The organism is Bifidobacterium saguini DSM 23967 (assembly GCF_000741715.1).
Lineage (GTDB): Bacteria > Actinomycetota > Actinomycetes > Actinomycetales > Bifidobacteriaceae > Bifidobacterium > Bifidobacterium saguini.
This window is the reverse complement of sequence record NZ_JGZN01000007.1, coordinates 321,787-346,901: the sequence shown is the minus strand read 5'-3', so window position 1 is coordinate 346,901 and position 25,115 is coordinate 321,787. Positions and strand designations below refer to the sequence as shown.

The following is a 25,115-nucleotide window of genomic DNA, read 5'->3' as shown; positions in this document are numbered from 1 at the left end:
AGAGCGGCCTGGAGCGTGTCAAACAACAATCCCCTCTGCCCCACGCGGTATCACGCTTTTGCTGACTACATACTTATCAAATACTTTTAGAAAGGAGACATGAATGGCTGAAAACGAATGGCTGAGTAAGGATTTCTACAAGGTCCTTGGTGTCTCCAAGGACGCTTCAGACGACGACATCAAAAAGGCGTACCGCAAGCTTGCCCGTAAGTATCACCCGGATGTGAACAAGACCAAGGAAGCCGAGGAGAAGTTCAAGGATATCTCCGAAGCCTACGATGTGCTGAGCAAGAAGGAAGATCGCCAGAAGTATGATGCGATTCGCCAATTCGGCATGGGCGGTGCTCGCTTCGCTGGCGGTTCCGGATCTGGTGGTTTCGATGCTTCCGGTTTCTCCGATATCTTCGGTTCCATGTTCGGTGCCGGTTCTGGTATGGGTGGCAATGGTTCGCGTATCCGCTTCTCTACGTCGGGCGGCGGCAATCCGAATCTGAACGACATCTTCTCCATGTTTGGTGGCGCTGCCGGTCAAGGCGCTGGCTTCGGTGGTCAGTCTCCGTATGGCAATGCCGGTGGCTACTCCTATGAGGAGGCTCCGCGCCCGGAAAACGGTGAGGATCGTAACTCCAAGATCAGTTTGACGTTGCGCCAGGCGGTCAAGGGTGCCACGGTTTCCCTGTCCGTGGATGGCAAGAAGTTCAAGGCCCATGTACCGGCAGGTGTCAAGGACGGTCAGAAGATCAAGCTGGCCGGTAAGGGCAAGCCAGGCATCAACGGCGGCCATGCGGGAGATTTGTACCTGCATGTCACCGTCAAGCCGGATAAGACCTTCTCTATGCGCGGTTCGGACATTGTCATGGACTTGCCAGTCACCATTGGCGAGGCTGTGGCTGGCGGCAAGGTTGAAGCCAAGGATATTGACGGCAACCCGGTTACGTTCAAGGTGCCGGCAGGTTCGAGTTCCGGTGCTGAAATCAAGCTGTCTGGGCTTGGTGTGAAGCGCGGCAACCAGCCGGGCGACTTGATTGGCCGTGTGCAGATTATGGTTCCTGCCAAGCCGGGAATGCTGCTTAAGCATGCAGCCAAGGAATTCGACGAAAAAGCCGGCGACTATCTGCCCCGATAATCCTCAGCTTTTGCTGTGAAGCAAAGCTGACTCGCTGGTTTCGGCTTGCTGGTCGGTGACTTTTCCTCCTCCGGCTCCCCTCTATGAGGGGAGCTGTCGGCAAAGCCGACTGAGGGGAGAGCCAGCTCAAGAGAATCAAACATAACGATCTATATGGAGGTGCACAATGGCGCGAACAGTCAATCAGATGCGGCAGCTTTACGCCATGTGCGCCACTGCTTTGGTGATGGGCCGCGCCGACCTTGATGGTGCTGATGAGGTCGGCTTCGACATCGAACTGCCCATTTTCACTGTGGGCCAGGCTGCTGAGCTGGCCAATATTCATCCGCAGACTCTCCGTCAGTATGATCGATTGGGTCTGATTCGTCCACAACGTACCGGTGGTGGCGCTCGCCGCTATTGCCTGCGTGATATCGCTCGTCTGGCTCGAGCTCAGCGGTTGAGTCAGGATGAAGGCATTAATCTTTCCGGCATCGCGCGCATTCTGGAACTCGAAGAAGAGAACCGGCAGTTGCGCCGCGAAGTCAAGCGCATGCAATCCAATGGTGAGGAAAGCGTGTTCGCTGCTGGTCGTGATGGCAATATCGTTGAGGTGCAGCGCTCGAATCGCGCGCGTCTGTGGCGTAATGCAATTCGCCGCGAGACCCGTGAACTACCGGGGCGCTCATCATTCGCCAATCGTGCTGATACTGGCGATTCTCGGACTAGCTCTTCCGACGACTCCAAATCCATGGTCCTCTGGGGTTGGTGACGCGCACTGCTGTCGTGCTGGCTTGGTGCAATAGTTTGTACATACACATCCGACTACGCCAAACCGTAAATGGAGGAAATCATGCTGCTCAAGGCTGTGTTTTGGGATTTAGACGGCACGCTTATTGACTCGGAGCCGCTCTGGCATGATGGTGAAATTGAGATTGCTCATGCTAACGGTGGCGAATGGAATGAGGAACTGGGCTGGATGTGCTCTGGTACGCCGGTTCCGAACGTGGCGCGCAACATGATTGAGCGCGGCTGCAAGCTCAGCGTTGAGGAGATTGATAAGCAGCTTAAGGATTACGTGTTCAACGCGGAGGTTCGTCAGCTGCCGTGGATTCCTGGCGTGCGCGAAGTGCTGCATTCGCTCAAGGACGCTGGCATTCCTTCCATGCTGGTTACTACGTCTCCTCGCCGTATGGCGGACAATATCATGGCGCAGTCGGAAGGTCTGTTTGCCGGTTATGTGTGCGGCGATGATCCGTATGAGCATAAGCCGAATCCTGCTCCTTATTTGGCCGCTGCCGCAAAGCTCGGCATCGCTAAGGAAGATATGGCTAAGTGCGTTGTGCTGGAGGATTCGGCTGTGGGTCTTCAGGCTGGCGCGGCTTCTGGTGCCACGTTGATTGCGCAGACCGGCTGGATTCGTACGGATAACTCGGGTCTCGGCCAGTTTGCTTCCATTGATTCCTATGACGGCATTGATGCTCACGCGCTGGATGCCTTTGTGCGCCAGCGTTTGGGTGCCTAGCTGTTCTGTGTTCTGCTGCATCGGATGATTACATTCATTCGATGCAGTGGTTTATACCCATAACAGTTGCGCCAAAGGTCGTATTGCTCCCAGCTCAGTAGTTGAATCTTTGCAAAACCTTAGCGTCTGCTTAGCTTCTGAACGTTATCTTTGAGATGACCAACTGGTAAGGTGGTTGACGGTTTCAAGACGAATGTCTGGCCGGTTGCCCCGGTCCGGTTAGCGTCTTACAGAACGAATGCGAATACTGCTTTCGCTCGAATTTCATAGGAATAGCATGGGTTTTATTAATTTTATTCTCGAGCTGCTTAAAGATCCGCGTGCGGCTATTGCTGGTTGGATTGCCATGGGTGTGGCGCCGACCTTGGGCTTTATCTTCCTGATTGTCTTTATTGAAACCGGCGTGGTCTTCTTCCCGTTCCTGCCGGGTGATTCGCTGCTGTTTGCCGCCGGTGTGTTTGCGGCTCCTGATGCGGCGACGGGTAAGGCCGCATTGCCGTTGCTGTACCTGCTGCCGGTAGTGTGGACTGCACCGATTATTGGCGATCAGTGCAACTACTTCATTGGTCATTTCTTTGGCCGTCGAATCATCCAGTCTGGCAAGGTCAAGGCCATGACTCCTGAGCGTATCGCTAAGACTGAAGGCATGATTGAGAAGTGGGGCCCGCTGGCTGTGTTCTTGGGTCGATTCTTCCCGTTTATTCGTACGTTCATGCCATTCATCTCAGGTATTTCCGGCATGCGTTGGAGCCGTTTCACTCCGTTCTCTGTGCTGGGTGGTTTGACGTGGTCCACGCTGTTCACGCTTCTGGGCTACTTCTTCGGCAACATTCCGGCTGTGCAGGATCACTTCGAGCTGGTGATTGTGCTCATCCTGTTGGTCTCCTTGGCTCCGACCATTGTGGGATTGTTCAAGGCTAAGTTCGGCAAGAAGAAGCCGGCTGCTGAGGGTGATGCTGAAGCTCCCGCTCATGTGAAGTTGACTGATTCTCAGCTGGATACGTTGGAATCCGGTATTGAGAACCTCGGCAACAAGTGATGTTGGTTGGTTCGTAAGCAACTCTGACTAGTAAGGCAGCCAGCCTGTTCGCGACTGTGAAACGGTGTGTGAAACATTCCGTGGAACCTCTCGTGAAACAGGCTAGCTGCCTTTTTGTTATCCACATTTGTTGTGGATGACACGCCGGGGTGTGGATAACTTGGCAAGCTAGAACCACATAGGTCGGTTTCGATTGCATGGCTGACAGTTACTACGATTCAATCGGTCTATGAACACAACTACGTCACTTCAGCCGGTCACTATTACAAGACCGCTTAGCCTTTCTGCAACGGTGGCACCATCGCCGGTGCCGCTCCCTACGGCACCGCCCAGTCAACCGCATCCAAAGCCCGAACGCAGTGTGAGAACAGTTCCCGGTCCGGAACCACGATTGCATTACTATTCTCCGGCATCCAGGCCGGCACGACCACTGAGCTCATGCAGACGCCAGCGTTCCAACGATTCGCCCGGTGTTACTCCGTCTACGGACGTAAAACTGCACAATATTGTGGCGATGACATCCAGTCACAGTGGCATGGGACTCAGCACCACTGCTGCGATGCTGGCCTGGACGTTGGCTCAACGAGACCTCAGTTGCGCTTTGATCGATGCTGATTTTGCTTCCGGCTGTTTGGATTTATTGCTCGGAGTGGAGCGAGAGCCAGGATTGCGTTTCAATCAGATTTGTGCACCGCTTGGCAATGTTGAAGGCGAGGTGCTCGGCGGCGAGCTGATTTGTTGGGAAAACGTGCGTGTGCTGCCATACAACCCGTGGATTGGGCTCCGCCCGAATCAATGGGAAGTACAGGCTGTAGTTCGTGCGCTCGCATCCGCCAACGATGTGGTGATTGTGGATGCGGGGCAAGGGGAATTAGTGCAAACCATCCCAGATTTGAACCATGCCATGCATTTTATGGGTGCTGAACTTTCCGTCATGGGGCTGGCTCGTGCCAGAACGCATCGAGCCAAACTATCCACATGGGATTGCCCGACGCCCCAAATCATAGGGTTCTCGCCTCGCGGGGCTCCACGCGGACGTGGAGAAGTGAGCATGGCGGAAGCGGAAACATACCTGACCTCTGAAATTGTGGGGCCAATAAAGCCGAGCGCACATTTATGCGGAGACGTGCTGGAGGGACTCGGTATCCGTGCCGTACCCAAATGCAATCGCAGAGCAGTGAATCGTCTTGCTGACATAGTGGAACAGTCGATACGTAAGGCGGTGAACGATAATGACAGTCACAATGATTGACGCTTCACGGCCAACGCAGGCGCAACACCCGAAAACACCAGTGATCTCTTTCGGACTGCTCTCTGAGCTAGCCGACGACCCGGAAGTAACCGATGTGGCGGTTACTTGTGAGGGGCTCGTATGGCTGATAGGGGAGAAGGTATGCGGGAGCATCATTTGCATGTACCATTCCGGTCTCCAGCAGTGGTGAGGGAATATGCGGTGCAATTATGCGCGCAATTGGGGCGCAGACTTGATGATGCCTGCCCGATTGCAGACGCTTCCAGTGTGGAAGGTGTCCGCGTTCATGCGGTTATAGCGCCACTAGTGCCACAAGGGGCAGCCATCTCTATACGATTCCCCAGCATAGAGGCTGTGACGCTGCAGCAACTAGCGTGCAACTCCATGTTTCCTATGAGTTGGTTGCCTCTCCTACAAGGACTTGTGCACGGCAAAGCAACGATTTTAGTTACAGGCGGCACCGGATCCGGTAAAACCACGCTGGTTAAAGCGCTGCTTGCTGAATGCGATCAGTATGAGCGCATTGTGACTGTGGAAGAGGTACGTGAGCTTGGCGCATGCAATCACGCTAATTATGTGTCGCTAGCTGCTAGAGAAGCGAATGTGGAAGGTGCTGGTGCCGTGGGTCTTACGGAGCTTGTTAAGGCAACGCTTCGTATGAGACCTGACCGTGTGGTGCTTGGTGAATGCCGTGGAGAAGAAATCGTAGACCTACTGCGAGCATTCAATTCGGGGCATCACGGGGGTATGACCACGCTACATGCCGATAGCGTGGCACGTGTGCCATCGCGCCTGGTGTCTCTTGGTTTGCTGGCGGACGTTACTCCACAGGCAATGACCATGTTGGCACAAGATGCGTTCGATGCGGTATTGCATGTGGAACAAGTGAATGGACGCAGGCATATTGCACAAATTGGGCTGCTCTATGGAATGGACGGAACTCTGGAAGGTCTACCGTTGGCTCGATGGTCTGGTTCCGGCGAACCGTGGTATTCGCCTGAATGGCTGCGATTCTTGATGTCTTGGAGCAAGCCCAATGGTGTTATATGGCTGGACGATACTGACAATGACTTGTACCAAGGGGAATGGAATTGCACTACTTGTGCGCCGCAATGGTGATGGTCGCCATACTGATATGGCCGCAGTCAAACAGTGCTGTTCGTCTGCGGAAGAAATGCCATGCCCAAGGCGCTCGCTATGACGTATTGCAGACAACTTCCCCGATACGTCGCAGAACCCAGCGCATTGGCATTGCACAGGCGTTAACTGCAATGATTGCACGCCTGAACAGCGGCGGTACGCTGCTCGAAGCATGTGAAGATATGCACGGGAGCCGTTTTGCAACCGCAAGATTAACGCACATCAGGTTGCTGGTCATGTTTGAGAAGATTCGCTTGCCTGATGAAACCTATCATCAGGCAGTTCGTGTATCTCAAGGCGTGCATGCAGCAGCGCAAGTCAGCGAACGGTTGGGGTGCCGGGCATCGCCATGCTTGGAAGTGGTGCTGGCGGCATATAGGCAGATGAGATTACTCCAGCATGCGCAAGAGCAAGCGCTCGCAGTGCCCAAGGCCACGGTCGGATTACTGAGCGCATTGCCAGCAGCAACCGTGGCGCTTGGCGAACTGATGGGAGCACATCCGCTGAATGTTTTGCTGGGATCTACGCGTGGATTAGTGTGCCTGATTTCAGGAGGATGCAGCTATGCGGTGGGTTTGCTGTGGGTCCAAGCGTTAATACGAAAGCATTCGTGATGGAATCAATGTGGATCGGTATTGCTGCGGCATGCGCTGCGTTGGCATCATGGTTGTACTGCAAGCCTGTGGTGGCAATCGGTCGATTGCGTAATGCCATGAACGGTGACAGTGATTATCCGACTATTCCAGATGATGCGTTGCAACCCATGTTGATATTACGGTTGCTGCGCGTGGCAGTTGCTCAGGGGTCTTCGATTCCTGCTGCGTGCGAAGCTGTTGGTAACGCAGTCGGAGGCGAGATCGGCGCAGCATTGGAGCAGGTTGGGTTGAGACTGCAGCAAGGTGTGCGCTGGGCTGATGCGTGGCGTATCGCGGAGTGTAACCGCGGTAATACCGCACAATCAGAGAATGATTTTCACGTGAATGAGCAGATAAGAGCTAACGCTAATACGCGTACTGACAGCAAAAATGTTGACAGTTATTTGACGATGATTCGTTTGGCATTGGAACCATCCTGGATGCATGGCGATGCGCCTGGTGTGAGGCTCGAAGCCACTCTGGAGCAAATGGATAGCGATGAACGTTCTGTCATCGAACGCAATGCGGCAAAACTTTCTGTGAAACTACTGCTGCCAACAGGATTATGTTTTTTGCCGGCTTTTATAGCAATCGGTGTCATTCCCTCAATTGTTTCTTTTGTGATGTAGCAAGAGATTGACCTGTTTCTGCCGCAATGCTCTGAGCGTGCTCGCGCACGTATCCACATTTGTTGTGGATGACACGCCGGGGTGTGGATAACTTGGCAAGCTAGAACCACATACCCCGTTTCAGCGTGCAATCTGCCACTACATCCTTCACAGTGGAATGCACCTCATGCCGGTGCTTTAACCGGTGTGAGGGCCACCAATATCACAATCTCCAACCGCCATTACCGAACGCTTATGAACTGCATAGTTGCTGTTCAACAAGCTGAAAGGAACCAGTATGACAGAACTGATACTTGCCGAGCATCGGCCGGATCCTGTGCTGAGAGCGCGCGATGGCATATGCCGCATGCGTTCTCGAATCCATCAACGTATATGCCTGATGGACGCCCAGTTGCGTACGTTTATGGAAAACCCTGAAGAAGGTGCGGCTACGGCTGAATATGCGGTAGTACTTGTGGCTGCCACAGGCTTTGCTGCGCTTCTCGTAACAATCCTCAAATCTGATGCGGTGAAAACACTGCTGCTCAACATCATCAAAAAAGCGTTGAACGTTGGGTGATAGCCATGGTGTTCTCGCATTATCGATGTTGGCGGGCGCGATTGCCTCCGCAACCAGAAGAAGGATCGGCTACAGCAGAGTTCGCTGTAGTGCTGCCCAGTGTTATAGCCATTGCTGGCTTGATACTGGCATTGGGGCGCGTGGTCATGGTGACGATGGACTGCGATTCCGCAGCATCGGCAGCGGCTCGCACAATGATGGTTTCCGGTGACGAGACGGCAGCCCAACACGCTGTAGCGCAAATCGTTGGAGCCAACAGTGCTGTGGCTATACGCCAATCGGAGCAAGCCATACACGTGCAAGTTACTTGTCCGGTATTGCCTGGCCCCATGAATCTCACGCCTGTGCAGGTTAAAGCGGAATCGACTGCGATGCTGCAGTAGCGGATGCCGTGTTTGCTATTCGGACTCCAGTAAGGAGACAGCCAATGATGAGAGCGCGTTTTGAAGAAGGATCGGGCACTGTGGCAGGTGCCACGCTCGTTATGGTAACCGCAGTGGTGCTTGCGCTTATTGCCAGTATCGGCAATGTGATGCTCTGCCATCACAAAGCGCGCTCCATCGCTGATTTAGCAGCGTTTAACGCAGCCTATGCATTGTGGAACGCAGATACTAGCCAGCCGTGCGCGCTCGCAGAACATGTAGCTTCTGCTAACGGAGCCTCAATGATTGAATGCGAGATGCAAGACGACGATGTTCGACTGATTATCGCGGTAACAACTCAAGTGCCATTAGCACCCAAAGTCACGCAGGAAGCGAGAGCCGGACCTATAGCATGCGAGTAAGTATCGCAGCATTAGGCATCCATCCAGACGCATGGCACGTATGAGCAGACGCATTAGTATGACTCGATTCCATCGAGTGTGACTGAGCGCATAGCAAACTTCGATTTTTGCTCTGGCGCTCTCTCGCCTCCATTAGCTATGGTGAAAGGCATGACCGAAAGTGAACGCAGCGAACGTCGCACCACCGTGGGATTGGTAGGCAATCCCACCTCAGACAAAGGCCGAGGAGCCAAAATCGATGCACAGGTATTAGACCTGCTCCATGAAGCAGGCCAAATCCATGATTTCGATGTTGTGGATCTTACCGGCCAGAGTTTCGACGATTCGCTGAATCGTGCACGTGAACACGCTCATGAATACGACTATTTGGTTGTAGTCGGCGGCGACGGCATGATTGCGCTCGGTGCGAATGCCGTGGGGTGCAGCGGTAAGCCGTTGGGCATCGTGGCAATAGGTTCGGGCAATGATTTTGCGCGAGGGCTGAGATTGCCGGTGAACCGTATCGAGACTGCAGTGGAAGGCATTGTGGGAGCCATTGTGCGTGGCTCTCATATAGACGTAGATATGGGGCGTGTGACCTCTCTCGAGGGCGGATACGCAGTGAATCCTTCCACGGGTAGCGAATACGAAATGTCAGAAGGCGTTTCAGCGACACAAGCTTTCCCCATCGATCGCTACTATGCCGGAATGCTGTCTTGTGGCATCGATGCCAGCATTAATGATCGTGCGAATCATTCGCACTTGCCGAACGGCAGCCTGCGATACTTTGCTGCAGTGTTGGTGGAGCTCACTCAGATGAAGCGATACGGGTACCACGTCAAAGCCACATTGGCTGATGGTTCTACGGATGAACGGGATATCATCTCACCGCTGCTGACCGTTGCGAATTCGCGACATATTGGCGGCGGTATTGAAGTCTCGCCATACTCATGCTTCTCGGACGGATTGCTTGACCTCGTATGGATGGATCATGTGCCGAATTTCCATGAGTGCACGGTGGCGATTTCCAATGCATACAACGGCCGACTACTTGCATCCCAAGTCTTCGGTTGGAAACGCATTCGTGAAATCGAAATCACGCGTGCTGAAGAGGGCGACGAACCGCCTATTCTTATGGCAGATGGCGAGTACATTGGCCATCTGCCTGTACGAGTAGTGGCGGAAGACCGTGCATTGCGTGTTCTCGTGCCACCTGCCGTGGCGGCACAAGAAGTTGATGCCAAAGAGCGTGTGGCTGAAGCCATTGCGCGAGATGGTCGTGATCCGGTTACAGGCGTATTCCTCTGATTCGTCGGTGACTGCTTCACCGCGTTGTCGTATCAGTCATTGCATGGTGCTGGATAAATCAGCGGCTACGCTATATAGCCTTCAATGTGCAATGTCTGAGCCATAACCTGCTTGATGGTTTCATCACTGATGGATGGGTGCGAACGGACCAGTGAAATCAGTCCGACAATCAGCGTGAAGAACGTCTCGTGTACATTGCTGATGGGCAACCCATGCATTTGCTCAAAGTCACGCACAGTAGTTTGAGCAATGTAATCAGCGATGCGATCTGCAGCGCGGTCGATGAATTTGATGTACAGTTCAGCGTTGCCATCTTGGATCATGCGATTGGAGAATGGGCTCTCGTCTGCGATAAGCGCACGTATCAAGTGCACCATGTCATCCATGGCCTTGTTTACGTTGCCGATTTCACGAGCGTGATTCCACTGATCGAGTCGGTTAAGGATTTCATCAATCACATCATCCAGCACGGCATCAGCTACGGCATCTTTATCAGGAAAATAGTGGTAGAACAACGAACGAGTCATGCCCACTTCACCGGCGATATCTGAAACGGTGATTTTGGAGAATCCCTTTTCCAAGCAGATTTTGCGAGCGGCTCGCACAATAGCTTCGCGTCGAACATCACCACGGCTGGCGCGTCGCTCCTCGAAGTTCTCGTCCATGAGTACCTCCTGATGACAACCGTTATTGACACTATGTTAATACCTGTAAGCGTGTACGATTATTCGCCGGTTCGCACGCAAATATTGAGGGCAAGGTAGGTTAGTAGCTATGGCACTTGCACTGTATCGACGCTATCGTCCGGACACCTTTGAAGGAGTAATCGGCCAGGACCAGGTTACTGTTCCGCTGATGCGAGCCCTAGACGAGGGCAAGCTTACGCATGCCTATCTATTCTCCGGTCCGCGAGGCTGCGGCAAAACTAGTTCTGCCCGTATCCTCGCGCGTTGCGTCAATTGCGCCAAAGGCCCCACCTCCCATCCCTGCGGAGAATGCCCCAGTTGCAAGGACCTGGCCACCGGAGGCCCAGGTTCCATTGACGTGGTAGAAATCGACGCGGCTTCACACAACGGTGTGGATGATGCTCGAGAATTGCGCGAACGCGCTGGATTTGCCCCAGCCCGCGATCGCTACAAGATTTTCATCCTTGACGAGGCTCATATGGTCACGCAGCAGGGCTTCAACGCACTGCTTAAGATCGTTGAAGAGCCACCTGAGCATGTGATGTTCATCTTCGCCACCACCGAACCAGATAAGGTGATTGGCACTATTCGCTCACGTACACACCATTATCCGTTCCGCCTGGTGCCACAGGAGGTTATGGGCCCTTATCTGGAAAAGATCTGCGATAAGGAAGGCATTAAGCCCGAACCTGGCGTGCTCAAGCTTGCTATGCGCGCAGGCGGCGGTTCGATGCGAGACACACTTTCCGTACTCGACCAACTGATGGTTGGCTCTGTAGAAGGTGTTATTACGCATGATGCCGCTGTGGCTCTCCTCGGATTCACTCCGGAAGCGCTTATCGGTGAAGCCATCGATGCGGTTATCGACCATAACGGCGAAACTCTATACGGAGTGATTCAAAAGGTTGTGGTGGGCGGTTTTGACCCACGCCGCTTTGTGGAAGACCTTCTGGCTCGCGTGCGTGACCTACTGGTACTAACACTTGCCGGTGATTCTGCTGAATCAGTGCTGTCTGATACTGCCGAAGCAGAAGATATGGGTGATTTGCATCGTCAGGCTGCTGCTTTGGGCTTAGGCCAACTTACTGCCATGGCAGACATCATCAACGCCACATTGAGTTCCATGACCGGGGCAATTTCACCGCGTATGAGACTTGAATTACTGGCCGCTAGATTGCTTGCCGGCGCTGAATCAGGATTTGCGCTCGCTGCTACCGCGCCTACAGCTGGTGCGCCGGCTAATGCCGCCGCTACAAACTCGGGAAGCTCTGCTGGCGCTGGAGCGCAGCATCATGCGGCTTCGGGCGGCTTTGTGGGGGCATCGCGCAATGCGAATACGCAGCAAGCCAATCGTGGCGGATTCGTTGGTTCCTCGCGTAATACCACCCAAGGTGCGCAGCAACCAGCTCAGACGGTACCAACTCCGCAATCAAATGTGTCCACCAATGCATCTGATTGGACTGGAACTGTGACGGCTGAACAGTCTGTGCCTTCAGCGTCAGCTGCTCAGTCAGCTCCCACTCAGCAGCCGGCTTCTGGCCTGCAGTCTGCTGCAGCAGCCACTCCGGTCGCAGCTTCCGCTCCAGCCCCCGCGAACGATACCCGTTCTGTGGACGAAAAATGGGATGCAGCCGTTGCGGCATTGCCTGAAGCTATTCGTGAATATGTAACTCGCGCCAAAGTACCAACGGTAAAGTTTGGTACCAATCGCAAGGGCTTGCCATGCCTCTCGCTGACATTCGATCAATCGCTCAGTCAGCATGCCTTTGCGCTGGCTGTTGACTCGAACGGTAAGAAAGCCGCAATCGTAGTGCAAGACGCCGTACGCCAAGAGTTCGGCGCAACCACTGTTATTGCGCCTACGCCTGTTGCCGCCAACGGCGATCGAGTAGAGTCCATCAAACGCATGAGCCTGAGCAGTTGGCTAAGGTCAAGCAGCAGATCGCATTGGCGAAAGCTGGTCTTGCCGCAGCAAGCTTGGGATCTGGACTAGGCATGCATACTGCCAGCGAGCCCAAGGAACAGAAGTCTGCGACTTCCAGTCATGCCGAAGAAGCTGAGGATGCCCATCGAGGGTCTGCGCAGCTTCCTGACGACGACCCTTGGGCTAAGCCGACAGGTGCGTCTCCGGTACAGAACCAGCCATACGCGGCCGGAAACCTTAGCACACCGGAACCTGCAGAAGAAGAGCATCATAAGAAGCACGTTGCAGTACCTGATACCAGTGATGGTATAGACCCCTGGGCTCAACCGGCCACGGCTCAGCCTCAGCCCCAAGCCAAGTCTCAGCCGGCAGTTCCGGATGCTATGCCTCCATCGGATATGGATCCGTGGAATCAGCCCAGCCCTGCGGCCACTGCGGACAATGATCCGTGGAACCAGCCAGCACCTCAAGCTCCAGTTGCTTCCGTGAATGATGATCCGTGGAATCAGCCAGCGCCAGCCATGCCGAATGCAGCGCCAGACCCTTGGAATCAGGCTCAGAATATGGCCGGGCCGAGCGGCTGGGAGCAGGCTCAGGAAGCACCGCAATCGCCACAATATAGTGCGGAACCCAGGGTGGAAGCAGACCCTTGGAATCAACAGTCAGCCAACTCCCGCATAGGTTCACAGCAGGATTCATCTCCCGAGCCGCCGATCGACCCGGAAGAAGACGAATACTCGATGAGCGACCAATCGCTCGGTGACTCTCGAGCAATGAGTTTGGACGATTTAAAGAAGATGTTTGAGGTGAAAGAGGTCAAAGAGTTTTCGGCTGATGATCCGCACAATCCTAAGAACATTCAGCCAGCCAAGAAGCACCTCGGCGAATAACGGTAAGGAGCAGTAAGCATGGCACTCGCCTATGATGGCGCCATTCAGCGTTTGATTGATGCGTTCGGAAACCTGCCCGGCATTGGGCCTAAGGGAGCGCAGCGTATTGCATTTTATCTGCTGTCCGCGCCGGACGATGAAGCGCGAGAACTGGCCGAAGCCATTGAAGAAGTGAAAGATAAAGTCCGGTTCTGCGATATTTGTGGCAATGTGTGCGAGACGAGCCCCTGCCCGATTTGCGCCGACCCTCGCCGCGACCACTCCGTAATCTGCGTAGTGGAAGAGCCCAAAGATGTGATGAGCATCGAACGTACGAGAGAATACCGTGGCCTTTACCACGTGCTCGGTGGCGCAATCAATCCAATGGCTAACGTGGGTCCTGCTGATCTTAAGATTCCAGGTTTGCTCAAGCGCTTGGAAACCAAGGAAGTCGCGGAAGTCATCATGGCACTTGACCCGAATATCGAGGGTGAGGCGACTACCAGCTATTTGACTCAGCTATTGCGCCCTGTGGGAGTAAAAATCACGCGTCTTGCCAGTGGCCTGCCAGTTGGCTCTGATTTGGAATATGCTGACGAAGTCACGCTTGGCCGCGCTCTTGCCGGCCGCCGCGAGGCCTGAAACCGCAGGCATAACTCCCCGTGAGGGCGCGGCAGTTACTTGGCGTCATCCAATAACGTATTATTCGGCTCGGAACCTTGACTCTTTTGCCACGGCCAGAATGCCGCATGCCGCATAATACGAGCCACGTGCTTCCTCCGCGCAAGCCACACGAAGAACCAGCCGAGCAGCAGTACGGCCAGTGCTGCTGCAATCGCTATGTTGCGAGCATCATGCACATCATTCGGTTCGGGAGCCGGCAGAGGAATTGCCACACGATGCCCGGAAACCAACAGACGATGAGTGTTCACGCCATACGGGGTGCAGGTCATTAACGTGACGCGATCCTCGCCCTTCACAATCTTGAGCTGTGACGTGTCATTAGGCAGAATCACGGAAATGCGATCGACCTTGTATCCCAGTGTTTGCCCCATAACCTCAATGTAAAAGAAGTCGCCCTTCTTTACCTCATCGAGTCGCGTGAACATCATGGCCTCAACGAGACCACGGTGACCCGTAATCACCGAATGGGTGGACTCGCCGCCCACAGGCAGCGAAGTGCCATACAAATGCCCGGCTCCGGATGCCAAGGCTTCCTCAGAGGTGCCATGGTAAATCGGCAGATTGATTGATTGCTTGGGTACTTTGATTGTGCCCATTACTTCGTCGCCAGTATTCAGCAGCTTCTGATATTCGGTGTCCTTCTTGGACGCGGAATCCTCTCCGCTGGCCTGCGAGCCACCTTGTGCTCCTGAGAACGGATCCACTGCTTCACCCAAAATAGGCTGGCCTGATTCCGCAAGCTTCTTGTTGTACTCATGAGCGGCTTTGAGCGCATCATCAGCTTGCGGGTATGGCCAGTTCGCTACGTTCTGGGCGCTGGTGGCCGCGGTTTTCGCAAGCTCCATACCGGATTGGAATTGCAGTGCCAGGGGGAAGCATGCCACGGCGAGTGCTGCAATAAGCAGCAGGATGGTAATCAGACGCATTATTAGAAGATTGCGCCTCAATCGGCGACGCTCAGCCGCTATATCAGCAGTATCCATCGCCTCATTGAATGAAGTGGGCGTGAACGTCTGCTGTTGCTGGTCTGCCTCGGTTCTGCTCGCGGTAGCCGCCTCACGCGTGTGCTGCATTGTGTGCTTATGCTGCAATGCCATCGCTGAGCCTCCCCTTGTATGTGCAGTCTGCTGCAGTCGTTCGCCACGTTACTCTGTGCCAAAGTCGTAGCGCAAACCCCGTAGCTCTCCGCAAATCTCGTACACACCCCCGATATTGCGTCTATAAACCCCCGAATAGATAGGGCTGTGTTGACCTTGCGACTGGCGCTTTGTTTAGCGGCCCATCAATTCAGTTGGCTGATTGCAATACCGAATGCCCCCGAAAGACACTGATTAAAGAATCGATATAGGGGGTAAATACGCTAGGAGGGTAAAACTGCAAATGCCCAGTATTCGATTGACTGAAACCCGGGCTCAGAGCATCGAGTGACAGAACATAACAAAAGGTCCGGTTGCGAGGTGCTGCAACCGGACCTTTGAGAGAAGGAGAGAGGAAGAAGAAAGGGGTTCAATTATAGTTGTGGGGTTTGCCGGCCGGCTGGCGTTTGCTGCGGTCAATCGCCTGCCTTCCGGGAGTGTGCCTCGCCGGTTCGCTGGGCCTGCGGTCCGCGATCCTTGTCGGATCGTTTTCCTTGGGCTTTGCTTGCCGGTAGTTCTTATATAAGCCGGCGAACCTGAGCGGCTTGATGCGTTTGTCTCAAAACCCCAGAGCAATCACCTGAAAGAATCTTGAGAATTGATTTCCTCAGTAGACTCCGTATTTTCGACTACTGCATAGAGCTACTGCACAGTACTACTGCACAGGGCAGCTGCACAGTGGTACTGGATGCAGGCTAGGCAGTAACGCTTACTGTGCAGTATTGCTTGGTGCTTGTGGAGTGGGAGGAACTGGCGCAGACAGCGACTGCTGCGGTGGCTGTGGCTGCGCATATTGTGCAGGTGCAGCATATGGTTGCTGGGTATATTGCTGAGCGTATTGTGGCGCAGCCGGATTGGGCTGCACGGGTGCGGCCTGCGCTTGAGCACGTGCCTGCGCAGCTTCTTGGGCTTCCTCTTCCTCAGCTTTCTTCTTGGTGAAGAAATATTGCGCTACGCCAATAACCAAGATGAGAACGATCCACAGCAATGCCTTCCCAAGCTCGTCGGAGAGCACGCCAAGAATCAGCAGCAGCACGCAAAGCCCGATGATAAAAGGCATCATCTTTTTGGTGCGGCGGAACCTGCCCCGGTAATTCATGCTCCAGTAGTTGAATGAATGATCCTTCTTGCCGGCCATCGTGGCCTCCTTGCTGCTGGGTGGTGCGTCGATTGCAACCTCCACGACGTACTTTAACGGTACGGCGCATGGGCGTGCTATGGAATACGACAAGCCGGGAAACTACGTAAGTTCATGCAGTATTCATGCTGCGTGCTGTCGCTCGTAGCGGCTTGGGATGTCTCTCGTGCCTCATTCCGGGGAATGCGCCGCGTAGTGGGTGCAATTACGCCGCATTCCGGGTATTGCGTCGCAAACGGTATGTTTCATGGTATGTTCCACGGCGCATTTCCCGGAATGCGGTGCGTGAGGGGCGGTTATGCGGCGCATTTCCCGGAATGCGGTGCGTGAGGGGTGGTTATGCGGCGCATTTCCCGGAATGCAGTGCGTGAGGGGTGGTTATGCGGCACATTTCCCGGAATGTGGCGTGCGAGGGGCGGTTATGCGGCGCATTTCCCGGAATGCAGTGCGTGAGAGGTGGCTGTGCAGCACGTGAGAGGCGGCTGTGCAGCGTAAAACGTCCGCATGATGGGTGTGCGTCCATGTGGCAACGCTAACAATCCTTATAATCGTGCCGCTTACGTAGAATGAAGCGCAAAACCCGGGATGGTGAGCGGTACCGAAATATCGGATGAGCCTACCGTCCGCAGCCGAGAGAAGAACGAAGGACAACAGTGGCTCTCATCGTGCAGAAGTACGGCGGTTCGTCGGTCGCCGATACCGATTCGATCAAGCGTGTGGCCAAGCGCGTTGTTGAGACGGAGAAAAAAGGCAACAAGGTGGCCGTAGTGGTTTCCGCTATGGGCGACACCACTGACGACCTCATCGATCAGGCCTTGAGCATCGACTCCAATCCGCCTGAGCGCGAGATGGATATGCTCATGACCGCAGGTGAGCGTATCTCCATGAGCCTGCTCGCCATGGCCATTCACGCCGAAGGTAGCCGCGCGCACTCCTTTACCGGTCAGCAGGCTGGCTTCTTCACCGATGCTCGTTACGGTGCTGCCCACATCAAGTCGGTCAAGCCGGATCGTGTGAAGAACGCGCTTTCTCTGGGAGACATCGCCATTGTGGCAGGCTTCCAGGGCATCAACGCCAAGGGCGATGCCACTACGCTCGGCCGCGGTGGTTCGGATACTTCCGCAGTGGCTCTTGCTGTGGCTCTCGGCGCTGACATCTGCGAGATTTACACCGATGTGGATGGCATCTTCACCGCCGACCCGCGCATTGTGCCTGCCGCACGCCGCATTCCGGTAATCGATTACGATTCCATTCTCGAAATGGCGTCCTGCGGCTCCAAAGTGCTGGCACTGCGCTGCGTGGAATATGCTCAGCGATTCAACATGCCGCTGCACGTGCGCTCTTCGTTCTCGCATCGTCCGGGCACATTGGTGGTGCCGGAGGGTGTGGATCCTCGCACGCTGCCGAATATCGACTGAGTTCGGCCGATTGGTTGCATCGGCCTGCGGTCAATCATCACGATTCGCATAAGACCTAAGTAAACGTAACAACTGCAAACAAGACAAGGTAAGACATGACTGAAGAAGAAGCGAAGTCCATGGGAGAGCTGTTCCCCGATCTTGGCCCTGAGGCTCCGGTAATTTCCGGCATCGCCCACGACCGTTCTGAAGCGCTCGCCACTGTTCGTGGCGTGCCGAACGAGCCGGGTATGGCTGCCAAGGTGTTCACCGAGCTCGCCAGCGCTGGCGTGAACGTGGACATGATTGTGCAGGCTGGCGCATCTGTGGGAACTGCTGATATTTCCTTCACTGTTCCGGAGGCTGCGGTTAAGCAGGTGCAGGATACGCTGCTCGATAAGCAGGAGGAGCTGGGCTACCATTCCTTCGACATCAACACCAACGTGGGCAAGGTGGCCGTGGTGGGTGTCGGCATGAAGACCCACTCCGGTCTGGCCGCCAAGTTCTTCCGCGCGCTGAGTGCTAAGGACATCAACGTGCTGATGATCTCCACGTCCGAGATTCGTATCGCTGCTCTTGTGCCGCTTGATCAGCTCAACGAGGCTGTGAAGGCTCTGCACACTGCGTATGGCCTCGACGCCAAGCAGATTGAAGCCGTGGTGTACGGCGGCACCGGCCGCTGAGTTTGCACGGATATCCGGTTAACTTCACCTGCATATCCGCGGTACAGCATACGAAAGCCCTCCATATGGAGGGCTTTCTTGTAAAGCATTACTTCTTGGTGATGTAGCCGAGTGCCTTGAGCATTTCGGCGCATTCCAGAGCGCCGCCGGCGGCGCCGCGCAGGGTGTTGTGCGCGAGGCCCACGAACTTCCAGTCGAAGATGGAGTCCTCACGCAGACGGCCGATCGAGACGCCCATGCCGCCTTCGTAATCCACGTCCAGCTTGACCTGCGGGCGATCATCCTCGGTCAGGTACTGGATGAAATGCTTCGGCGCATGCGGCAAGCCCAGCTCGGCAGCCTGAGAAGTGTAGTTCACCAGACGGTCGATGAGCTCTTCCTTGGTGGCCTTCTTACCGAAGTTCAGGAACACGGTTGCGGTGTGGCCGTTGAGCACAGGCACGCGAATGCACTGTGAGGTGATCTTCAGCGGACCGTCAAACGGCACGATTTCGCCGAGTTCGGCATCCACGTGGCCGAACACCTTCAGCGGTTCCTTCTCGCTCTTGGCTTCCTCACCGGAAATGAACGGGATGATGTTACCCACCATCTCAGGCCAATCCTTGAACGTCTTACCTGCGCCGGAGATGGCCTGATACGTGCTCACCACCACTTCGCGCGGCTCAAATTCCTTCCAGGCAGCCAGGGCTGGCGTGTATGCCTGAATCGAGCAGTTCGGCTTGACGGCAATAAAGCCGCGGGTAGTGCCGAGACGCTTGCGCTGATGCTCGATCACCGCAAAATGCTCTGGGTTGATCTCCGGCACCACCATCGGCACATCCGGAGTCCAACGATGAGCGCTGTTGTTGGAGACCACAGGAGTCTCAGTCTTGGCGTAACGCTCTTCAATGGCGCGAATCTGATCCTTGGGCATGTTCACGGCGGAGAACATGAAATCAACGCCACCGGCAACCGCTTCGGCATCATCGCCGTCCACAACCACCATATGCTTGGCGTATTCTGGCATAGGCGTTTCCATCTTCCAACGGTCGCCCACGGCCTCTTCGTAGGTCTTACCGGCGCTGTGTGCGGAAGCGGCAAGGGTGACCACCTCAAACCACGGGTGATTCTCAAGCAACGTCACGAAACGCTGACCCACCATACCGGTGGCGCCAAGAATGCCGACCTTCAATTTTTCGGACATGATTACCTTCTGGGTCCAAGGAACAGGATTGATTCGCACGGCCGCGCAGTGTAGCTACGCAGTGCAACTAAGCAGTGCGGCTCCACAGTGCAGTCGGACACGGGTCAATATTGTACGGAATCTCAGCAGTTCCGGTGCCGTGTTTCCCATATGATGATGGCACCTGTGCCGCCACGTTGCTAGTCTGGTAGCCATGTCTATTGCATCAGTAGAGGCGCAAAAGCAGCTTGATCGTATCGTGGCTCTCGGCTACCCGGATGTGGCGGATATGTCTGCCGCCGCATTTCGTGCGCTGGCCCGCCCGCTTATTGGCGCACTCGAGCATTCTGATCTTGGCTCGAATATTCTGCTGGTGCCGACCCGCGAGCTGGTTTCGCCTGAATCGCTGATCGCTCGAACCTCCATCAATCGCATGGCCGGCTTTACCACGATGCCGCCGCGCGATATCGCCAGCTTCCTGCCCGTCAGCGGCTTCACTCCGCCTGAAGGCCCGTTCTATTTGGTGGTCGATCCGCACACTGGAACTTGCTATGTCAATCGTGAGCCGGATGTGGCTCGTAAGCTGCTTGATTCCGATGATCGCCTGCCGCTCACGCTCGAGGAGGGACTTGCCATCGCCACCCAGCATCCGGAATGGTTGATGGTCAAGAATGGCTTCAATCTGTTGGGCTCCCGTTCTGCAGATGGCCGCGTGCCGAGCATTTGGATGAGCCAGAATGCGCCGCGTCTCGGCGCTGTGTGGCCGAATTCTCGCCACACGTGGCTTGGTAACGCCTACTGCGCCGCCCGCCGCGGAGTCAGTCTCTTCCGTTAAAGAAAGCAAGGCCTGCTCATAAACCCTTGTGCTGCATAAGGTGCGCCTCTCCCAGAGATTAGACATCAGACGTCTGATGATAGTAGGATAGGTATGTCAAGGCACCAGCATTTCAAGGAGGAAACTAGCATGCCTTCATTTGTCGTGGGCGCGTATGCGTCGCTTCCTCAAGGGCGGGAAGCCCAAGAGGACTATTACAATCTGCTCGGCCGGCAGCCGTGGATTGCCGGTACCGAGCTACCGTTCCCCGGTGATTTTGCGGAAACCGCAGGCCGCATTTGGATGGCAGGTATTTTGCCTGCGCATTGGCGGGGCAATACCATCACCGTTATTCCCGGAACCATGCAGCACGTATGGAAAGACCCAAACTTCGGCCTCGCCAGCCCCAACGAAGATGGCCGAGCCGCAGCGCTCGCCATGCTGAAGAAAGTGCGGAATGCGCTCGCTGACTTCACGCAATGGCGCGGAAGCCAAGATGTGCGATTCGTCGAAGTGCACTCCGCCCCCACGGCGGCGGCCAGCAAGGACGCTATGGCCGCCTCACTGGAAGAGCTTATGCAGCTGGACTGGTCCGAGGCGTCGCTGGTTATCGAGCATTGCGATAAGTATGTGGAGGGTCAGAAGCCGGAAAAAGGATTCCTGCCCATCGAAGACGAAATCGAGCTATGCCGCGAGGCTGGTATTGGCTTGACCGTGAATTGGGGCAGGTCTGTGGTGGAGGGGCGCACTGCCGCTACCGCCGTTGATCATGTGCGCAAAGCCGCTCAGGCCGGCGTGCTGAGTGGTCTTATGTTCTCTGGGGCTGGTCCTGAGGAAACTCAGTATGGCTACGGTTGGATTGACGGGCATCTGCCGATGAGTCCGGACGAGCCTACCTCGCTGATGGATGCTGCTGCGATTGCGGATACTGTGCGCGCTGCTGGCGAGCAGGAAACTCCGCTCGACTATATGGGTGCCAAAGTGTGTGTGCCAAAGAATGCGACGCTTGAGGAAAGGCTCAGCTATCTGGAGCACATTTACGATGCGGTGGCTGATGCGACAGCCGAGACATCAGCCAAGGCGGGCGATGCATGAGCACATATCTATCGTTTGATATCGGCGGCACCAAAGTCGCCTCAGGATTTGTAACCTTACCGCAGCCGCTCAATGGCGAGCAAGAGCCGGTAGTAACGAATCGTTGTGAAATTCCAACTGAAGCATCGCGCGGTGGCGATGATCTCAAAGCTCGTATTGTGGCGCTCGCTGCTCAGCAGCTGGAGCGTGCATCTGCCGAAGGCATAGCAATCGCAGGCATTGGTATTGCGGCGGCTGGAGTGCCGGATAGCGAAACCGGCGTGATTGTCTCCGCCACTGATATTCTGCCCGGTTGGCGCGGCCAGCATATCTATGATGCGTTTGCTGAAATCACCGATCTGCCAGTGCGCATGATTGGTGATGTGGGCGCGCATGGTCTTGGCGAGGCGAGCTATGGCGCAGGCCGCAACAGTGACGTAGTGCTCTCAATCGGTGTGGGTACTGGCATCGGCGGGGCGATTGTGATGCATGGTGAACTATTCACCGGTGCACACGGTGTTGCCGGCCATGCTGGACATGTGCCAAGCGCGCTCGGGCAGGGATTCCTCTGCTCATGCGGCACTCGCGAAGGGCATATTGAACCGGTGGCATCCGGTACGGGATTGAAAGATCTCTACAACCACCGTTGTGAGGAACTCAGTGCAGCTGATAAGCCAGCGCCGGTTTCCAGTGGTGCTGAGGTGGCTTCGCGTGCCGCAGCGGGGGAGCAGCTGGCTTGCTCGGTGCTGGCCGACAGTGCTCATGCGCTCGGTGAATGCATCGGCGGCATGGGTAACCTTATCGATCCAGATGTGATTGTGATTTCCGGATCGGTGGTAAAGGCGGGAGCACTGTGGTGGGATGCGTTGCGCGCCGGATTTACGGATTCGGCATTGGCGTTGGTCAAGCCCACCCCGCTTGTCGAAGGCGAACTGGGCGGTGACGCGCCACTTATCGGAGCGGCCGCAGCCATAGACCGATATGTGCGAGCGAATCATATGGAACCGAGCAAGGCATAGGAATAAAAAGAGCAAAGGAGCAAGACTATGCATCAGGCAATCGAGCGTATTAAAGGCGGACTGGTGGTGAGCTGCCAGGCGTATCCCAATGAGCCGCTGCGTCACCCGGAAACAATGGCGCAGATGGCTATGGCTGCTGTGCAGGGCGGAGCGGTGGGCATCCGCTGCCAAGGCCTGGCTGATATCGCGGCTATCAAAGGGCAGGTAAGCGTGCCGGTTATCGGCATTTGGAAGGACGGCGAGGAAGGCGTGTACATTACGCCGACGTTGCGTCACGCCAGGTGCTGCGCTGCCGCCGGAGCGGATATTGTTGCTATTGATGCGACCGGCCGCCCGCGCCCAGATGGATTGACGTATGCGGATACTGTGCACGCGCTGCATGATGAGGGTGTGCTGGTGATGGCTGACTGCGGCAGCTTTGCTGATGCTGAACGCGCTGTTGAAGCCGGCACGGATATTATTTCCACCACGCTATCCGGGTATACGGGTGACCGTCCGAAAACCGATGGTCCGGATTTCGAACTGCTCGGCCAGATGATTGCGGCATTCCCTGAGGTTCCAGTGCTGTGCGAGGGCCGTATTCATACGCCTGCGCAACTGCATCAAGTGATGGAAGCCGGCGCATGGGCTGCCGTGGTAGGCACCGCAATCACTCATCCCACAAGTATTACTCGCTGGTTTGTGGCACAGCTCTGATTATCTATGCGATGAGCCAGCAAATTGTCTGATGTCTGATTTCAACACTCCGAGTTTGAAATCAGACATCAGACGTCTTATCATTAAGAAAGTTCGACGACGACGTCAAGGGTTCTCGACTGGACCTCCACCCGAGAGATCGGAATGGTGAGCAACCCACAATCACAAATCACATGACATAAGGAAAGGAACCGTCTCGGTTCGAACGATGGTCCGATATTCACTCAACGACGAGGAGAACACATGATCAGGAGAAATGGAAAGTTCAAGGCTGCCATGGCGGCAACCGTTGCGGGCCTCATGCTGCTCGCCGGATGCGGCGGTGGCGGTAGCACCCAAGGCGCGTCGAACACAGGCACATCAGTTGCTGACACCATTACGGCGCAAGTCGCATACGCAACCCGCGATTTCTCGCCATCCACCACATCCAGCGCACTCGCCATGGCCGGCAACTGGCACGTGACCGAACCGCTGTATGCACTCAACTACACGGATTATTCCGTATTCAACGCACTTGCAGCCGGTGAGCCGGAGCAGGTATCCGACACCGAATACGTGGTCACCCTGCGTGACGGAGCCAAGTTCTCCGATGGCACCGCAGTCACCGCCGACGATGTGGTTTCCTCCTACAAGCGCACCACCGCCGAAGGCAGCCTCTACATTTCCATGCTCGATTTCATCGATTCCGTGGAAGCCAAGTCGGACACTGAAGTGACCTTCAAGCTCACTCGTGCATTCCCGATGTTCAAGCAGCGCCTGGCACTCATCCAAATCGTTCCTTCCTCGATGAGCGATGAGGACCTCAAGGCACAGCCGATCGGTTCCGGCCCGTGGAAGTACACCGAGATCACCGATCAGCAGGTCAAGTTCGACAAGAACGACCAGTACAACGGCGACTACCCTGCTCAGGCAGCACACATGGTGTGGAACGTGTCCGTCGATGACACCGCCCGCGTCACCGCAATGCAGGCCGGCAAGGTCGATGTGATGGAAATGGTGCCCGCCAACGCCTTCAAGACCCTTGAAGCTTCCGGCTCCGAGCTTGAAACCGTCCAGGGCTTCAACCTGCCGTTCCTCATGTTCAACACCAAGAAGGCTCCGTTCGACAAGAAGGAAGTTCGCCAGGCAGTCTTCTACGCCATCGACACCCAGAAGCTCATCGACAACCAGATGTCTGGCCAGGCCACTGCAGCCACCAGCTTCCTGCCGGAGAACTTCTCGAACTACCACAAGGCCAGCAACGTCTACACCAAGAACGTGGAGAAGGCCAAGTCCCTGCTCAAGGAAGCCGGCGTCACCGGTGAGCTGAACTTCACTCTCTACACCACCGACCACTCCTGGATCACTCAGCTGGCTCCGCAGATCAAGAACGATCTGGCCGAGATTGGTATGAACGTGGACATCCAGTCCATGGCATCCTCCGCTCTCTACCCGAACATCACCGACAAGGCAGATGCCGACTTCTCCATGGTCCTCGCTCCTGGCGATCCGTCCGTGTTCGGCAACGACCCTGACCTGCTGATGAACTGGTGGTACGGCGACAACGCTTGGACCAAGACCCGTACCTTCTGGAACGGTTCCGAAGGCTACACCCAGCTCCACGAGCTGATGGATCAGGCTCTGGCAGCCTCCACCGACGATGAGCGCCAGGACTACTGGAACCAGTGCTTCGACCTGCTCAGCGAGGAAGTTCCGCTCTACCCGCTGTTCCACCGCCAGACGACCACTGCCTTCAAGAAGGGCGTGTTCAAGAGCGTCGACGCCATCGGTTCGACCGGCATCAACCTCGTGAACGCCAAGCTCAACGAGTAAGTAGCCGCCGAGCAATCGTCCACAATCCACAACTATCACAGGCCCTCCCGTCCGCAGCGGGACATC

The 25,115-nt window shown here is 55.5% G+C and carries 23 protein-coding genes and 2 pseudogenes; 21 read left to right on the top strand and 4 right to left on the bottom strand.

What is annotated here, in order from left to right; all coding sequences use genetic code 11:
* The first annotated feature begins 103 nt into the window (after positions 1-103).
* The 12 genes and pseudogenes from BISA_RS05980 (at position 104) to BISA_RS05925 (ending at position 9,955) form a co-directional block, all read left to right on the top strand.
* Entirely contained in the window at positions 104-1,126 is a 1,023-nt protein-coding gene (locus BISA_RS05980) for a DnaJ C-terminal domain-containing protein (RefSeq protein ID WP_033890753.1), read from the top strand.
* 166 nt (positions 1,127-1,292) lie between these two features.
* Positions 1,293-1,877, top strand: a complete 585-nt coding sequence (locus tag BISA_RS05975; RefSeq protein ID WP_033890752.1) for a heat shock protein transcriptional repressor HspR — start codon at positions 1,293-1,295, stop codon at positions 1,875-1,877.
* An 81-nt stretch (positions 1,878-1,958) separates the two neighbouring features.
* Entirely contained in the window at positions 1,959-2,630 is a 672-nt protein-coding gene (locus BISA_RS05970; RefSeq protein ID WP_033890751.1) for an HAD family hydrolase, read from the top strand.
* A gap of 277 nt (positions 2,631-2,907) precedes the next feature.
* On the top strand, positions 2,908-3,669 hold the full coding sequence (locus BISA_RS05965; RefSeq protein ID WP_033890750.1) for a DedA family protein: 762 nt from the start codon (positions 2,908-2,910) through the stop codon (positions 3,667-3,669).
* 514 nt (positions 3,670-4,183) lie between these two features.
* Positions 4,184-4,921 carry a CpaE/TadZ family protein gene (locus BISA_RS05960; RefSeq protein ID WP_237746100.1) on the top strand — a complete coding sequence of 246 codons (738 nt, stop codon included), beginning with the start codon at positions 4,184-4,186 and terminating at the stop codon, positions 4,919-4,921.
* Positions 4,914-6,040, top strand: a pseudogene (locus tag BISA_RS05955) (CpaF family protein). Before BISA_RS05960 ends, BISA_RS05955 begins: the two are co-directional and overlap by 8 nt.
* Positions 6,007-6,675, top strand: a complete 669-nt coding sequence (locus tag BISA_RS05950; RefSeq protein ID WP_033890749.1) for a pilus assembly protein — start codon at positions 6,007-6,009, stop codon at positions 6,673-6,675. Before BISA_RS05955 ends, BISA_RS05950 begins: the two are co-directional and overlap by 34 nt.
* A gap of 149 nt (positions 6,676-6,824) precedes the next feature.
* Entirely contained in the window at positions 6,825-7,325 is a 501-nt protein-coding gene (locus tag BISA_RS05945; RefSeq protein WP_420308629.1) for a hypothetical protein, read from the top strand.
* Positions 7,326-7,572: 247 nt separating this feature from the next.
* Positions 7,573-7,884 (top strand): DUF4244 domain-containing protein, encoded by a 312-nt coding sequence (locus BISA_RS05940; RefSeq protein WP_337588784.1) that lies wholly within the window; start codon positions 7,573-7,575, stop codon positions 7,882-7,884.
* Positions 7,885-7,889: 5 nt separating this feature from the next.
* Complete coding sequence (locus BISA_RS05935; protein ID WP_051917370.1) at positions 7,890-8,267, top strand: TadE family protein; 378 nt, start codon at positions 7,890-7,892, stop codon at positions 8,265-8,267.
* Between the two features lie 44 nt (positions 8,268-8,311).
* Complete coding sequence (locus BISA_RS05930; RefSeq protein ID WP_051917363.1) at positions 8,312-8,668, top strand: Rv3654c family TadE-like protein; 357 nt, start codon at positions 8,312-8,314, stop codon at positions 8,666-8,668.
* A 150-nt stretch (positions 8,669-8,818) separates the two neighbouring features.
* The gene (locus BISA_RS05925; RefSeq protein ID WP_033890745.1) at positions 8,819-9,955 is read left to right on the top strand and encodes a diacylglycerol/lipid kinase family protein; all 1,137 of its coding nucleotides are present in this window, start codon (positions 8,819-8,821) and stop codon (positions 9,953-9,955) included.
* 65 nt (positions 9,956-10,020) lie between these two features.
* Here BISA_RS05925 and BISA_RS05920 read toward each other — a convergent pair whose 3' ends face one another.
* A complete protein-coding gene (locus BISA_RS05920) occupies positions 10,021-10,620 on the bottom strand; it encodes a TetR/AcrR family transcriptional regulator (RefSeq protein ID WP_033890744.1) in 600 nt (199 codons plus the stop codon).
* Positions 10,621-10,729: 109 nt separating this feature from the next.
* Here BISA_RS05920 and BISA_RS11950 point away from each other — a divergent pair.
* Positions 10,730-13,455 (top strand): annotated as a pseudogene (locus BISA_RS11950) (DNA polymerase III subunit gamma and tau).
* Positions 13,456-13,473: 18 nt separating this feature from the next.
* Complete coding sequence (recR, locus tag BISA_RS05910) at positions 13,474-14,076, top strand: recombination mediator RecR (protein ID WP_033890743.1); 603 nt, start codon at positions 13,474-13,476, stop codon at positions 14,074-14,076.
* Between the two features lie 35 nt (positions 14,077-14,111).
* Here recR and BISA_RS05905 read toward each other — a convergent pair whose 3' ends face one another.
* Both BISA_RS05905 and BISA_RS05900 read right to left on the bottom strand, forming a co-directional pair.
* Positions 14,112-15,215: a class C sortase gene (locus BISA_RS05905; RefSeq protein ID WP_051917362.1), complete on the bottom strand. Its 1,104-nt coding sequence runs from the start codon at positions 15,213-15,215 to the stop codon at positions 14,112-14,114.
* Between the two features lie 748 nt (positions 15,216-15,963).
* Complete coding sequence (locus tag BISA_RS05900) at positions 15,964-16,392, bottom strand: hypothetical protein (protein ID WP_033890742.1); 429 nt, start codon at positions 16,390-16,392, stop codon at positions 15,964-15,966.
* A 653-nt stretch (positions 16,393-17,045) separates the two neighbouring features.
* Here BISA_RS05900 and BISA_RS05895 point away from each other — a divergent pair.
* Positions 17,046-17,810, top strand: a complete 765-nt coding sequence (locus BISA_RS05895) for an aspartate kinase (protein WP_051917361.1) — start codon at positions 17,046-17,048, stop codon at positions 17,808-17,810.
* A gap of 95 nt (positions 17,811-17,905) precedes the next feature.
* Positions 17,906-18,472: an ACT domain-containing protein gene (locus BISA_RS05890; protein WP_033890741.1), complete on the top strand. Its 567-nt coding sequence runs from the start codon at positions 17,906-17,908 to the stop codon at positions 18,470-18,472.
* 88 nt (positions 18,473-18,560) lie between these two features.
* Here BISA_RS05890 and asd read toward each other — a convergent pair whose 3' ends face one another.
* The gene (gene asd, locus BISA_RS05885) at positions 18,561-19,655 is read right to left on the bottom strand and encodes an aspartate-semialdehyde dehydrogenase (protein WP_033890740.1); all 1,095 of its coding nucleotides are present in this window, start codon (positions 19,653-19,655) and stop codon (positions 18,561-18,563) included.
* A gap of 193 nt (positions 19,656-19,848) precedes the next feature.
* Here asd and BISA_RS05880 point away from each other — a divergent pair, with 193 nt between their 5' ends.
* From BISA_RS05880 to BISA_RS05860, 5 genes are all read left to right on the top strand, one after another.
* The gene (locus tag BISA_RS05880) at positions 19,849-20,469 is read left to right on the top strand and encodes a DUF5701 family protein (protein ID WP_033890739.1); all 621 of its coding nucleotides are present in this window, start codon (positions 19,849-19,851) and stop codon (positions 20,467-20,469) included.
* Positions 20,470-20,598: 129 nt separating this feature from the next.
* Complete coding sequence (locus tag BISA_RS05875; protein ID WP_033890738.1) at positions 20,599-21,543, top strand: DUF4862 family protein; 945 nt, start codon at positions 20,599-20,601, stop codon at positions 21,541-21,543.
* Entirely contained in the window at positions 21,540-22,541 is a 1,002-nt protein-coding gene (locus tag BISA_RS05870; RefSeq protein ID WP_033890736.1) for an ROK family protein, read from the top strand. Before BISA_RS05875 ends, BISA_RS05870 begins: the two co-directional genes overlap by 4 nt.
* Before the next feature lie 27 nt (positions 22,542-22,568).
* Positions 22,569-23,237, top strand: coding sequence for an N-acetylmannosamine-6-phosphate 2-epimerase (locus BISA_RS05865; RefSeq protein ID WP_033890735.1), 669 nt, complete (start codon positions 22,569-22,571; stop codon positions 23,235-23,237).
* A gap of 243 nt (positions 23,238-23,480) precedes the next feature.
* Positions 23,481-25,049 carry an ABC transporter substrate-binding protein gene (locus BISA_RS05860; RefSeq protein ID WP_033890734.1) on the top strand — a complete coding sequence of 523 codons (1,569 nt, stop codon included), beginning with the start codon at positions 23,481-23,483 and terminating at the stop codon, positions 25,047-25,049.
* Positions 25,050-25,115: the final 66 nt, after the last annotated feature.

Coding starts and splice junctions, on each gene's coding strand:
- BISA_RS05980 (WP_033890753.1), top strand. CDS start 104: ATGGCTGAAAACGAATGGCTGAGTAAGGATTTCTACAAGGTCCTTGGT.
- BISA_RS05975 (WP_033890752.1), top strand. CDS start 1,293: ATGGCGCGAACAGTCAATCAGATGCGGCAGCTTTACGCCATGTGCGCC.
- BISA_RS05970 (WP_033890751.1), top strand. CDS start 1,959: ATGCTGCTCAAGGCTGTGTTTTGGGATTTAGACGGCACGCTTATTGAC.
- BISA_RS05965 (WP_033890750.1), top strand. CDS start 2,908: ATGGGTTTTATTAATTTTATTCTCGAGCTGCTTAAAGATCCGCGTGCG.
- BISA_RS05960 (WP_237746100.1), top strand. CDS start 4,184: ATGACATCCAGTCACAGTGGCATGGGACTCAGCACCACTGCTGCGATG.
- BISA_RS05950 (WP_033890749.1), top strand. CDS start 6,007: ATGGAATTGCACTACTTGTGCGCCGCAATGGTGATGGTCGCCATACTG.
- BISA_RS05945 (WP_420308629.1), top strand. CDS start 6,825: ATGTTGATATTACGGTTGCTGCGCGTGGCAGTTGCTCAGGGGTCTTCG.
- BISA_RS05935 (WP_051917370.1), top strand. CDS start 7,890: ATGGTGTTCTCGCATTATCGATGTTGGCGGGCGCGATTGCCTCCGCAA.
- BISA_RS05930 (WP_051917363.1), top strand. CDS start 8,312: ATGATGAGAGCGCGTTTTGAAGAAGGATCGGGCACTGTGGCAGGTGCC.
- BISA_RS05925 (WP_033890745.1), top strand. CDS start 8,819: ATGACCGAAAGTGAACGCAGCGAACGTCGCACCACCGTGGGATTGGTA.
- BISA_RS05920 (WP_033890744.1), bottom strand. CDS start 10,620: ATGGACGAGAACTTCGAGGAGCGACGCGCCAGCCGTGGTGATGTTCGA.
- recR (WP_033890743.1), top strand. CDS start 13,474: ATGGCACTCGCCTATGATGGCGCCATTCAGCGTTTGATTGATGCGTTC.
- BISA_RS05905 (WP_051917362.1), bottom strand. CDS start 15,215: ATGGCATTGCAGCATAAGCACACAATGCAGCACACGCGTGAGGCGGCT.
- BISA_RS05900 (WP_033890742.1), bottom strand. CDS start 16,392: ATGGCCGGCAAGAAGGATCATTCATTCAACTACTGGAGCATGAATTAC.
- BISA_RS05890 (WP_033890741.1), top strand. CDS start 17,906: ATGACTGAAGAAGAAGCGAAGTCCATGGGAGAGCTGTTCCCCGATCTT.
- asd (WP_033890740.1), bottom strand. CDS start 19,655: ATGTCCGAAAAATTGAAGGTCGGCATTCTTGGCGCCACCGGTATGGTG.
- BISA_RS05880 (WP_033890739.1), top strand. CDS start 19,849: ATGTCTATTGCATCAGTAGAGGCGCAAAAGCAGCTTGATCGTATCGTG.
- BISA_RS05875 (WP_033890738.1), top strand. CDS start 20,599: ATGCCTTCATTTGTCGTGGGCGCGTATGCGTCGCTTCCTCAAGGGCGG.
- BISA_RS05870 (WP_033890736.1), top strand. CDS start 21,540: ATGAGCACATATCTATCGTTTGATATCGGCGGCACCAAAGTCGCCTCA.
- BISA_RS05865 (WP_033890735.1), top strand. CDS start 22,569: ATGCATCAGGCAATCGAGCGTATTAAAGGCGGACTGGTGGTGAGCTGC.
- BISA_RS05860 (WP_033890734.1), top strand. CDS start 23,481: ATGATCAGGAGAAATGGAAAGTTCAAGGCTGCCATGGCGGCAACCGTT.